Here is an 11,739-nt window from a genome sequence, read left to right as displayed (position 1 = left end):
AGTTGTTTCTGAACCTGAGTAGTTGACGCTGTCGGGGATCTTGGAGATTGGCAGGTCGGGTGCATGGGTGGCCGTCGGATCCCGTCTTCCCTCACAGAGCCTTTTCTGCAGCTCAACGCGGTGTTCGTGGTTTCCGTGAACCCGTGATCACGCCCCCTGTAACGGTTTCGCGAACGCCAGAACTGTGCCCTGCGATGTTGCAGTGGCGGGTGGTGCTTACGTCAACCCGCACCAGGGCGTAGCCCTTGCGGTGTCAGTTCGAGCGAACTGTGCTCTGCGTTGTGGGTGCGGCTGCGACGGTGAGTCTCCGTCCCACCGGAGGAGACCGAGTTGTGCATTCAGCCCCGTTCCGGCTCAGAGGTCCCGGAGCTGACCGTGAAGGTCGCCCGCGCCAGCAACCCCCACGGCACCACCGCCATGGCCATCCGCGACCATCTCGACGGTCTTTGGCGGGACGAGGACTTCGTCGAGTGGTACCCGCGGGACGGCAAGCCGGGGCTCTCACCGGCCCAGCTGGCGACCGTGTCGGTCCTCCAGTTCCTCCTGAAACTCTCCGACCGCCAGGCGGCCGAGACCGTCCGCTGCCGGATCGACTTCAAGTACGCGATGGGCATGGAACTGGACGACCCCGGCTTCCACCACAGCGTCCTGACGGACTTCCGTGAGCGCCTGGCCGAAGACGGCAGGGCGGACAAGCTGCTCGACCTCGTCTCCTTGAACGGATCAAAGCCGCCGAACTGGTCAGGGAACGAGGAAGACAACGGACCGACTCCACCCACATCCTGAGTGCCGTCCGGGACCTGACACGCCTTGAGATGGTCACCGAGGCCATGCGGGCCGCCCTGGAGGAAATCGCACGTCAGGCACCACAGGAGCTGGTCGGGCTGGTCACGGACGAATGGGGCGAAGGCTACGGACGAGCAGCCCGGCTCGGCAAAACCCCGACCAGGCCGAAGACCCGCATCAAGAACACCGGGGACGACGTCTACCTCCTGCTGCGCTACGTCCGCACCTACCTACGCGTTCTGTGGCAGGGGCCGCAGGTCCAGGCACTGCGGCAGGTCTTTCTCCAGAACTACTGCGTCGACGAGCGAGCACGAGTCCAGTGGCGTGAACCCGACGAGGCGCCCTACGACCTGACCGCCCGGTACTCCCGCCGGAACGACACACGCTGGAAGGGGTTCCTGGCCCATGTCACGGAGACCTGCGACGACGACGCGGTGAACATCATCACGAACGTGACCACCACCCCGGCCACGCTCTACGACATCAGGGCCCTGCCCACCATCCATGACCGGCTGGCCCAGCGAGACCTGCTGCCCGACGAGCACCTGGTCGACGGCGGCTACACCTCGATCGTCCAACAGGACCAATCCGCCCGCGAGCACGGGATCACGCTGATGGGACCAGTCCGGAAGAAGCGCACCCGCCAGTCACGCCAGGGCAACGTGTTCGACCGCGACGCCTTCACCATCGACTGGGACCGACAGCAGGTCGTCTGCCCGCAGGGCAAGCAAAGCCGGGAATGGTCGACGCCGCTGTCGATCGCCCCCTATACCCGGGTCAGGTTCGCCAAGGAGGACTGCGGCCAGTGCCCTGTCAAGTCCAGCTGCACCCGCGGCGACCGACGGCAACTGAACTTCCTGCCCCTGCAGCTCTACGAACGGCAGGCTGCCGCGCGAGCCGCACAGCAGACGACTCCCTGGAAGGCGAACTACGCGATGCGCGCCGGCATCGAGAGCACCGTCAACGAGTTCGTCAACGGCCACGGCATGCGACAAGCCCGCTACCGCAGTCAGACCAAAACCCACGTCCAGCACATCCTCACTGCCATCGCCGTCAACATCGAGCGCGTCAACGCGGAACTCACTACACCAGCGGCTGAACGGCGACCTCGAACACCCACCGCCCTCCAGAACTTCCTGGACTGGCAACGCATCCCACGGCCGACCGCATGGCGCACCGCAGGGAAACCCTGACCCCAAAATCACCGACAGCGTCACCTACTTAGAGCCAAAACCGGCACTAAAAGCCTCGCGGTGGGGCACGCAGCCCCGCCCCCCAGTCAGTCGTGGATCGACGGGACGGGTTTCGTGATCCGCATTGGTACGAACAAAGCCATGTAGTACCCGACGAGCACGAACACGGTGAATCCCACCTGCATCGCTACACCGCTCCCGTTGAAGGGACCCGCAGGCCACCACACGAGGCCCAGCGCAGCCGCCAGGCAGCCAATCCACCACCACATCAGCCTCCACCAGGCCTGCAACTTCTTCCGGTGCTCCCGCCCCTCGGCGGCCCGCCTCTCTGGGGTGTCGGACCAGATGCGGGCGTTCCAGTCGAGATAGACCATGCGCTGTTCGCGCTCCATGTCGTCCCAGTCCGCCGGGCGCAGTGGTACCTGGAAGCCGTGCTCTTCCAGGTACGCCCTACGGCGTGCGCTGCTCATCTCGCGCCAGCCGTCGGGCGGCTGCCACGCCATGAGTTCCCTGCTGCTCTTGGGCGTCATGGCTGGATACGGTACTGACCGGCTGTTCGCCCGTGGGCTCGTTCACCCCGAACCGGTTTCGGGGGAGGAACATCGACGTCAAAACCACAGGTCGCGCCTCTGGGTACCGCTCCTGGTCCCCGTTCTGGTCGCAGCGGAGCTCCGCCACCAAACGGCCGCGCGGCCCTGCGACCTGCGCCATTGTGCCGCCTCCCAGCGACGTCGCGCGCCGACTACTTGTCTGCAGCGCCCTCTCTCCGGCGGACTGGAGTGCCTGGCGCGCGAGGTTTCTAGACTTTCTGGACCGTCCTTCGCACGCACGCGCGTGCGGCAAGTGCTCACACGTCCGAGTTCCGCGGCGTGCGATGTCAGTGCCCGGGCGCATCATGACCGCGGAACCGGAGGCGGTGGGGGAGGGGCCAGTGCAGTTGACTGCCGAGCACGCCGAGTGGGGGCGGCTGGACGTCACCTTGGACGATCTGGGCTGCGACAGGTCGTGGGAGGAGATCCACCGGGTGCGTGGTGTGGAGCTGACGTGCCCGGAGTGCGGCGGTCAGGTACACGCCCGTCTCTCCAAGTTGGACACCCGGCACTTCTACCACCGGACCAAGCCGCCCTCGTGTTCACTGGCGAACGAGTCGCTGGAGCATCACTTGCTCAAGTTGGAGCTGGTGACCTGTGCGCGCGCTGCGGGCTTCCAGGCCGAACTGGAGGTCGCCGCACCCACCGGGGAATGGCGTGCGGATGTGATGGTCTTTGGCTCCGACGGCACCCGGCTGATGGCGTTGGAGGCGCAGCTGTCGCCCATCACCGTGGAGGACATCGCAGCACGCACCGGTCTGTACGAGCGGGACGGGGTGCGGGTGTGCTGGTTCGGCTTCAGGCCGCGCCCGTGGGTGGGCACCGTGCCCACGCTCCTGGTCCAAGCCCCCGAGGACCGGGGCCAGGTGTGGACGGTGACCGCCGGCCTGGCTCGCTTATCAACGCGGCCGATGAGCTGGTCGCCAGTCAGTACGGCACTGAGCGACGCGGTGTCCTGGATGCTGACGGGCCAGATCGTGCCGCACAAGCCCCTCTCCAGCGCCCGGCAGGTCACCGCCGAAGACAACGGGTACGAGTGGGCACAGGGCTGGACCAGGTCCTGGAACGACGTATGGCGTCTGTGGTGGACGGCCTCCACCTACGCGGCCTTGGACGCCGAGTGCGCCCGGGAAGAGGCGGAGGCCAGGCGTCGGCAGCAGGCGGAAGAGGAGGACGCGGCGCGGCGGTGGGCAGTCGAGGAAGAGGAAAAGGCCAGGAAGAAGGCGGTCAAGGACCAGGCGTATGCCACGTTCTGGGGCCGCACGGGTCTGGACCAGCGGCAGTGGAAGTACTTCTGGGCTCTGGCCGAGTTGTTCTTGGACCGGAACCTGGTCTTCGGCGCTCCGGATTCCCGGTACGGCGACGGCAGGCCGGTCTACGAACGCGGCGGACCCGACGGCAAGCAGTGGACGCTGGTGGGAGTCGCCTGCCCTGATCCACGTCGGCTGAGGGCCTGGGCGGAAGAACTGCCCCTGCTAGTCGCCTCCTACAGGGAACTGGACACCCTTGCTGGCCGGGCGTGGGCGCCTTTTCAGGTCTATGTCTTCGACCCGGACACCGGCGAGATGGACCAGGAGCGCGTGCTGCCGACAGAGTGACCACCCCCGTACCAGCCGGTCCGCGGTTACAGCGGGTCTTCACGCTTCCCGAGGCTCGGGGCGGGCTCCTTGCCAGCCCGTTCGCTGGTAGCGGCTGACCGGGCCGCGGTCGGTCTCATGGACGACGCGGCGGCCTTCCAGCAGCTGGTCGATCCGGTCGAGCACCGCCCCTCGCTCCGGGGTGCCGTACGTCGTGGCCGGGCCCGCGTGCAGCAGTTCCTGGTCGTGGGTGCAAAGGACCGCGACGGTCTCGGGCTACACGTACTCGCCGGGGGCGGCCGCGACAACGAGGAGTGTCGCGGCGGGCCGCTGACGAGTTCGCGAGCGAACCGCCGGGCTTTCGCGGCACCGACGGCAAGTTGACCAATAACACCCTTTGGCGAGAGGTCAGCGTCAGCCGAGCCCGAGTGGCAACCGGCAAGCCAACGACTCCAGCAGCAGGTTGACGCCGCAGCGAGCGTCATCGCGACCCTTCTCGCTGAGAACGCCGCCCACCGTGAGCAACTCGCCAAGTGCTCTGGCGTCATCGTCCCACTGCCGCTCGAACCGTCGAAGGTGACCGGATTTGAGGGACGGGACAGGCGGGTGTCAGCCCAACGCGGGCAGTTTCAGTCCTCGGCTTCGGAGGTGGTGGCGGGCCGGTAGGCTGCGGTGCAGAGGCCGACGTATCGGCCCAAGCCAGTGCCTTGGCCCATGACCGGGGCGCATCACGGCAGAGGTGCCCGCGGGCTCCCGAAGACGGGGTTCGGACTGTGAGCATCAGTGCGGGGCGTACACCAACTCCGGACAGCCGTAACGCTGTTGAAGCCTTCCGCATGCTGCTCTTTGTCGCGCATCGGGTCATGGGGCCGGGCGCGGGAAATGCGAGAGCCGTATGACCAGCAGCCACGGCCGAAAGAGCCGGGCGAGAAACAAGAGCCGGAGCCGGAGCGCCGCGTACGCCGCCGCCAACGCCGGCACCCTCCACCGGCACGACAGCGGCCCGTCCGGCAAGGACCTCCAGCCGGCCGACCCCACCCGGTGGGGAGTGGCGAGCACGCCGGACATGCGGACCGCGGCCGCGCTGATCGGCGCGTGCATCGAGCGGTGCGCACCGTGCCGGGAATCCCTTACGGCGAAGCTCCTCGACGGCGAGGCCCCGGTCGCGCTCGCGATGGCAGCCGGGGCCGTCTACAACCTGCGGGTGATCCACGAGCCGGACGCGGAGGATCCTGCCGCCAGGCCCCGCCGGATCTTCTACCTCCTCGTCCAACATGCCCGCCTGCACGCGGGCGACGCCCGGCTGTTGACGGAGACGGTCGAGAGGATGCCCCGCGCGGACCGCGGGGTGCTTCTGGAGGCCGCGCTGGAGCGGTGGACCTACTACGGGCCCGAGGGCCTCGGCCTCATGCGTGGGCCGGGGGGCTTGTCGGACCTCACCGCCATCAGCGATCCGGCCACGGCGCGACCCGGCGCTGAAGCAGATGTCCACCACGCGAGCGGAGACCGCCCAAAGGCGGAGACGGATCCTGCTGATCAGGCCGCCGTTCGGCGCGAGCGGGACAGCGCCGGGCCCTGCGCCACTTCGCCTGTCAGTCCGGCCCAGCTGCCTGTTCACCGGCCGTCCGTGAGCCGCCACCCCAGCAAGGAGATCCGGATCCACATGAGCGAGAACACCGAGGACATCGCCCAGAACGCGGAGAACGCGGCCCGCTCCCTCGCCGAGCTCGTCTGCGACCTCCAGCACCAGGGGATCGCGCACCCGCTGCAGGCCCACCACCTCTACAGCCTCCTTGGCCGCTGCGCGGGAGAGATGAAGACGACTCTCATCCTGCTCAGAACCTTCGTGGAGGAACTCCGGGACCAGGGTCTTCTGATGACCGACTACCGGGGTGAGCTGCTCGGCGATGTGCTCCAGCGCTATGCCGAGTCCTCCGCCGCGGCGGAGCAACTCGCGGGAGTGCTGGGCGAGGCCGGCTCCGTCGGCGAGGTGCCCGCCGGGAACGGGTCGACGACTGCGGACCACTTCTTGGCCGTGCTCGCTGCCGACCTCCAGCACCGGGGGATCGAGTATCCGCTGGAGGCCTATCGGATCTACAGCTTCCTAACCCGCTGCGCGGGGGAGATGCGGACCGCTCTGGCACTGCTCGAGGCCTCCGGGGAGGTGCTTCAGAGCGACGACGAAGTCCAGCGGTATGCCGAGTCGTCCTTGACGGCCGTGCAGCTCGCGGGAGTGCTGGGCAAGGCCTACTCCGCCGTCGGACACCTCGCGTACAAGGAGACGTCCAGCGAACGAGAGCCGGCACCACAGGCCTTGGCCTGACCGTTCGACGGGTGGCGATCGTTCGTCTGCGGACGCGGTGATCGCAGGCCGGGGCCAGGAGGTGGCTTCGGCCTCCGCTGTGTCTCACGGCTGGTGGCCCGAGAGTGTCCGGACTGTCAATCCACTCCGAGAAGTCACACTAGTGAGTGAGACTGATTCGAAGAATGTGTGACTTTGGCCTAACGGATGAGTGGAGTCGGGTATTCTGGAGGGGAGTTGAGTATCGGGAGGGTGAGTGAGCCAGCCACCGCAGGCAGAGAACATGATGAACGTCAGTGAAGCCCGCAGCGATCTGTACGGCCTGGTCAAGAGCGCCGAGGACGACGGGATCACGACGCTGATCCACAAGCACAAAGAACGCGTTCTTCTGGCCCCGCTGGACCGGTTCCCTGCCGCACGGAAGGCCGGCACCTTCCCCACCTGGACGCTGAGCGCGGCGCAGAAGGACCTCGGCACCCTCATCAGCCGGGCGGCCAGCGGCGAGCCTCAAGTCCTCCGCCGGAACAGCACGCCCGTCGCGGTACTGCTCCCCGCCGACCCCAACTCGATTGCCCTCTCATCCGACACGGCCGCGCACCCCGGCGCGGCGCCCGCAGGAGGTGCGGTGAACAGCCAGCCCACTCCCACCCGTGAGCGCGGCCGTCGCCTCGCCACCCTGGGCGACGCCATCGGCGACGTCCTCTCCTCCGGATCCGCCCCGGGCCTCTCCTTCGGCCTGGCGGGCCTGGACGAAGCCACCGGCGGCCTGCACCCCGGCCGTCTGGTCCTGGTCGCGGCCGAACCGCAGGTAGGCGGCAGTCTGATCGGTCTTGCCGCCGCCCGCACCGCGCTCGCCCGCAACGCCCGCGTCCTGTACGCCGCATCGGGCCCCAGCAGCGCCGACATCACCCGCCGGATCATCGCCGCGGAGGCCGACGGCGACTACGCCCGCCTCAAGACCGGCATGCTGACCCCGCACGAGCAGGACGTCGTCGAACGGCTGCGCCACGCACCGCTGCTCATCGACGACGGCAGCGACCTGACCGCCGAAGCCATCGCCGACACCGCGCCCCTCGCCGACAACCTGGCGCTCGTGGTCGTGGACCGGCTGCAGCGGGCCCGCAACCCGCGCCTGCCGCTGTCCGGCGAACACCTTCCCGAGGCCAGCCAGATCCTGCGGGAACTGGCCCGCACCCAGCAGGTACCGGTCATCGCGGTCCTGGACACCGACGACCCGGCCATCGTGAACCTTCTGGACGCCGACGTCATCCTCACCCTCACCACCGCGCCCGGCCAGCAGGTGACGACCGTGACCGTCGCCGAACGCGACCTGGGCATCATCGCCAGCACACAGCTGTGGCCCGACCTCGCCCACGCTCGTTTCCTCGACATCACGCCCGCGCCCCCGGGGACCACCACTCCTGAGGCCGGCAGTGGTCTGCCGGACAGCGTGGGCACTGCGGCTGACCGTGAACTGGCCGACGCCGCTCTGCCCTTCACCTCCGGGGCCGTCAAGGGACTGGCCGCAGAGGCCGCCCACCTGCTCGCAGCCCTGCGCACGGCGCTCGCAGGCGGCCACGTGAAGGACCTGGACGAACTCCACACCCAGCTCAAGGCGATGGCCGCGGCCGGAGTGCAGACACCCGACAGTACTGAGGGCCGTCGTCTCACCGCAGCACTGCACGCCTATAACGCCCCCGTCCCGGCCGCTGCACTCACACAGTCGCTGGCCGAAGCCACGGTCAACGGCACCCCGTCGGCCGGGGTCGACACCGACGCCGAAGACGACGACGAAGACGCGGACGACGATGACGGCCTGGCCCCGGGCGATGAGGAAGACGAGCCCGAGGGTGCCGTCTTCCCCGGTCTGAAGATCCTCAAGGACGCGGTGAAGCGTTCGAAGATGCACCCGATCCCGGTCATCCGCGCCGAAGACCGAGACAGCGGGCCGTGGCCGCTGATCAGTGAGGACATGTCCGGCGAACCGAAGTGGGTCCACCCGGATGTCACCAGCACCCGCGTCGCGCACATCCGGGACAACGGCAAGCGGGTACGCCGCGACAAGTTCGATGTACCCGCCTCCTTCGGGGACGGGCTGATGTGCCTGATCGACCGCAACGGCTCCTTCCCCTCCGCCTGCTCAGCCGTTCCGCTCGCCCCGAACAAGCTCCTGCACACCGGCCCCCTCGACGCCTTCGACAAGAGCCAGGCCGGCATCTACCTCATCGACATCCCGGACTGGAACTTCCCCGGCATGCCGCACCCGCTCGGACGGCTCATCGATCAGCCGGACGACAAGGGCCGGGTGTGGGTGACCACCTCGCACATCAAGCAGCTCGAACGCCTGCACCGCGAAGGCCACCTCACCAAGCGGGTCACAATCCACGACTCGTGGACCGGCCGGGCCAACGAGAGCCTGTTCAAGCCCTTCTACACTGCGGCCCGCGAGGCCCGCACCGAACTCGTCCAGGTCGGCGGCGAGTCGTACGCGAACTACAAGACGCGCGTGTCCATCGCCTTGCGTCTGCTGTGGCCGAAGAGTGAGGAACAGCGGTCGCCGTTCTGGCGGCCGGACTGGCGCATGAGCATGGTCGCCGAAGCCTCCGTCCGCCACTGGACCGTGGCCTTCAAGGCCGTCCAGGAAGGCCACACCCTCATCGCCCTGCGCAAGGTCGACGCCGCGATCTTCTGGACCCCGGACCAGACCCCGCCCGACACGTACCGGATCGGAACCGGCTTCGGCGAAGTCAAGGCCAAGTTCATCCAGCCCGGCACGTTCATCCCCGAAGGTGACGACTGATGGCCGGACCCACAGGCCGCGGAGACTCCTTCGGCGCCGCACTCAACGACCTCCTGCGCGCCCAGGTCACCCCACGCCACCGACTGTCCACCTACAACGCCAAACACTGGCACGCCCAGCTCAGCCAGCTCACCGGAACCCACCGCGGCTACCAGGCCCTCGAAAGCGCCGGCCTCGACGTCCAGCCCGACACCCTCTTCAAGTGGCTGTCGGATCCGGAGTACAACGTCCGCCGCAGCTACCGGGACCTCATCCACACCGCCTACGAGAACGTCGCCATCGTCCCCGCCGAACCCCTCCCCGATCTCGTCAAGGACGGCCAGTTCGAGATCAGCGGCAAGGTCAAAACCGGCAACGACGAACGCGACCGCGGCACCCGCCGAGCCGCCCCCCTGCGCATCGACGGACGCCGCGGAGACTGGAGCGAGATCGAGACGCTCTGGCTGGCCGGCGACCTGCGTGATGACGACTTCGAGGACCGCTTCATCGACGACGTCATCGTCGCCGACATCGGCGAAGGCACCGACGGCTGGGAATTCAGCGGCAGCTCGTACTCCGTCGAGCTCCGGTAACGCCAGAAAGGAGCGCGTACGAGCACCGGCCCGGAACGTCCCGTGTCACCACCGATCGTCGTGCACGCAGTGGCGGCCGCGAGCGCCCGGCAGCGTGTGGCCGCTCTCCTTGAAACCGCAGGCGCAACTCCGGGAGAGGCGCAGCACCTCCTGGCGGTGATTGAGGCCGGCGCTGTGGAAGGCGCCCATGGCGAAGTCACCGAGCTGGACGCGCGGTCGCCCGTCGGCAGCAGCGACGAGTTCGGGGCGGGCTGGCTCGGTGCCGTGCATGCGGTCGCGAGCAGACTCACCCATATCGCCGACCGCACCGTGCATCAGGCCCGCGCGGCCGCCGCGGCGGAACCGCAGCCGGCCGTATCAAGCCCGACTCGGCGCCTTACGTCCACGGCGGTCGACGCTGTGGGGGAGGAGCAGGTGAACCGGGTACTCGAGGCAGCCTCCAGGACGAGTGCCGCCTCTCCATGCCGCGGCGGACCAGGCGATGGACTACGCGGCCCGGGCCCACCTTGAAGAGATCGATCTCAACGCTTCCGTCGACGTCCGCCCCGGCCCGCAGTCGCGCCGTCGGCCGCCGCCGCGCCCGCAGTCGCTGATTCCGTCTGCGGCCCGGGCCGGTCCGCCGAGACCACCAGTGCCGCAAGGGCTGTGGTGACCGGCACCGAGGCGACCAGGCCGATGGATCCGACGAGCGTGCGCACGATCTCCTCGGCGACCAGCTCGCTGTTGGCCACCGTGCCGACCCCGCTCTGGGCGATGGAGAAGAGCAGCAGCAGCGGCAGCGCGGCGCCGGCGTAGGCGAGGACGAGGGTGTTGACGACGGAGGCGATGTGGTCGCGGCCGATGCGGATGCCCGCCCGGTACAGCTCGCGCCAGCCCATTGTCGGGTTGGCCTCGTGCAGCTCCCAGACCGCCGATGTCTGGGTCACTGTGACGTCGTCGAGCACGCCGAGGGAGCCGATGATGACGCCGGCGAGCAGCAGTCCGCTCATGTCGATCGATGGATACAGGCCGTGGATCAGGCCGGTGCTGTCGTCCGTGTTGCCGGTGAGGGCGGCCCAGTCGATGAACTGTGAGCCGAGGATGCCGATCAGCAGCAGCGAGACCAGTGTGCCGAGCACCGCCACCGAGGTGCGGGCCGACAGGCCGTGGCACACGTAGAGGGCGATCAGCATGATGGCGCTCGATCCGATCACGGCCACGAGCAGCGGATTCGCGCCCTGCAGGATCGCCGGCAGGATGAAGAAGTTGAGCACCCTGAAGCTGATGGCCAGTGCGACCAATGCCATCACGCCGCGCAGCCGGCCGACGACCACGACGGCGAGTGCGAAGATGCCGGCCAGCAGACCCATCGGGAATCGGCGGTTCACGTCGGCGACCGAGTACTGCAGGTCCTTGGGCGCGGAGGGCTCGTAGGCGGCCACGACCTTCTCGCCCTGGTGCAGCTGCCGCGACTGGTCGGGCTGCACGATCTCGTTGAACGTACGGCCCTTGTCCTTGCCCGTGTCGACCTGGATCGTGGCCTTGTGGCAGGTGCCGTTCGCCTCCGCCACCGCCGAGTTGCCCTCGGCGGTGGCGGTGTCGCCGGTCGGGGTCTCGCCGGAGGCGTTCACCGACTCGCAGCTCACCTCGAGGACCTTGGTGACCGTCGCCTGCTGCGTCTGGCGGTCGAAGCCGACCCCCGTGCGCGCGTGGGACGGGGCGCCGCCGGGCCAGAGCACGACGAGCCCCACCACGACCGCGGCGGTGAAGGGGATCAGGATCGCCGCGATGACCTTGCGCAGGTGCCGCGAGACGGGGGCGGCAGGCCCGTGACTGTGACTGTGCGCGTGTCCGTGGCTGGTGGCGCCAGCTTCGGGGCCGTGGTCGGAGCCATGCCCGGTGCCAGTCACCGCGGCGCGCCCGTTGCCCATCACAGGGGT

9 protein-coding genes are annotated in these 11,739 nt (G+C 68.5%); 6 read left to right on the top strand and 3 right to left on the bottom strand.

The genetic code is table 11. The features are described 5' to 3' along the window. The first annotated feature begins 330 nt into the window (after positions 1 to 330). Together N4G66_RS38165 and N4G66_RS38160 are read left to right on the top strand one after the other, a co-directional pair. The gene (locus N4G66_RS38165; RefSeq protein WP_261708883.1) at positions 331 to 786 is read left to right on the top strand and encodes a transposase; all 456 of its coding nucleotides are present in this window, start codon (positions 331 to 333) and stop codon (positions 784 to 786) included. Positions 787 to 815: 29 nt separating this feature from the next. After that, positions 816 to 1,979, top strand: a complete 1,164-nt coding sequence (locus N4G66_RS38160) for a transposase (RefSeq protein ID WP_261708882.1) — start codon at positions 816 to 818, stop codon at positions 1,977 to 1,979. An 86-nt stretch (positions 1,980 to 2,065) separates the two neighbouring features. Here the strand turns inward: N4G66_RS38160 and N4G66_RS38155 are convergent, their stop codons facing one another. Next, the gene (locus N4G66_RS38155) at positions 2,066 to 2,509 is read right to left on the bottom strand and encodes a hypothetical protein (protein ID WP_261708881.1); all 444 of its coding nucleotides are present in this window, start codon (positions 2,507 to 2,509) and stop codon (positions 2,066 to 2,068) included. A 401-nt stretch (positions 2,510 to 2,910) separates the two neighbouring features. On the opposite strand from N4G66_RS38155, the gene N4G66_RS38150 reads away from it, so the two are divergent. From N4G66_RS38150 to N4G66_RS38135, 4 genes are all read left to right on the top strand, one after another. After that, positions 2,911 to 4,167 carry a competence protein CoiA family protein gene (locus N4G66_RS38150; RefSeq protein WP_261708880.1) on the top strand — a complete coding sequence of 419 codons (1,257 nt, stop codon included), beginning with the start codon at positions 2,911 to 2,913 and terminating at the stop codon, positions 4,165 to 4,167. Positions 4,168 to 5,041: 874 nt separating this feature from the next. After that, a complete protein-coding gene (locus N4G66_RS38145; protein WP_261708879.1) occupies positions 5,042 to 6,469 on the top strand; it encodes a hypothetical protein in 1,428 nt (475 codons plus the stop codon). 235 nt (positions 6,470 to 6,704) lie between these two features. Continuing rightward, entirely contained in the window at positions 6,705 to 9,248 is a 2,544-nt protein-coding gene (locus N4G66_RS38140; protein WP_261708878.1) for a type II toxin-antitoxin system prevent-host-death family antitoxin, read from the top strand. Next, the gene (locus N4G66_RS38135) at positions 9,248 to 9,820 is read left to right on the top strand and encodes a hypothetical protein (protein ID WP_261708877.1); all 573 of its coding nucleotides are present in this window, start codon (positions 9,248 to 9,250) and stop codon (positions 9,818 to 9,820) included. Before N4G66_RS38140 ends, N4G66_RS38135 begins: the two co-directional genes overlap by 1 nt. A gap of 45 nt (positions 9,821 to 9,865) precedes the next feature. Here the strand turns inward: N4G66_RS38135 and N4G66_RS38130 are convergent, their stop codons facing one another. Both N4G66_RS38130 and N4G66_RS38125 read right to left on the bottom strand, forming a co-directional pair. Further along, positions 9,866 to 10,114 (bottom strand): hypothetical protein, encoded by a 249-nt coding sequence (locus N4G66_RS38130; protein WP_261708876.1) that lies wholly within the window; start codon positions 10,112 to 10,114, stop codon positions 9,866 to 9,868. 227 nt (positions 10,115 to 10,341) lie between these two features. Beyond that, entirely contained in the window at positions 10,342 to 11,730 is a 1,389-nt protein-coding gene (locus N4G66_RS38125; protein ID WP_261708885.1) for a YibE/F family protein, read from the bottom strand. Between the last annotated feature and the right edge of the window lie 9 nt (positions 11,731 to 11,739).

This window comes from Streptomyces rhizosphaerihabitans (assembly GCF_025399795.1).
Lineage (GTDB): Bacteria > Actinomycetota > Actinomycetes > Streptomycetales > Streptomycetaceae > Streptomyces > Streptomyces rhizosphaerihabitans.
Note: the sequence above shows the minus strand (reverse complement) of the source record. Positions and strands in the feature narration are given on the sequence as shown.

Coding starts and splice junctions, on each gene's coding strand:
- N4G66_RS38160 (WP_261708882.1), top strand. CDS start 816: ATGGTCACCGAGGCCATGCGGGCCGCCCTGGAGGAAATCGCACGTCAG.
- N4G66_RS38125 (WP_261708885.1), bottom strand. CDS start 11,730: ATGGGCAACGGGCGCGCCGCGGTGACTGGCACCGGGCATGGCTCCGAC.
- N4G66_RS38155 (WP_261708881.1), bottom strand. CDS start 2,509: ATGACGCCCAAGAGCAGCAGGGAACTCATGGCGTGGCAGCCGCCCGAC.
- N4G66_RS38135 (WP_261708877.1), top strand. CDS start 9,248: ATGGCCGGACCCACAGGCCGCGGAGACTCCTTCGGCGCCGCACTCAAC.
- N4G66_RS38145 (WP_261708879.1), top strand. CDS start 5,042: ATGACCAGCAGCCACGGCCGAAAGAGCCGGGCGAGAAACAAGAGCCGG.
- N4G66_RS38130 (WP_261708876.1), bottom strand. CDS start 10,114: ATGGGTGAGTCTGCTCGCGACCGCATGCACGGCACCGAGCCAGCCCGC.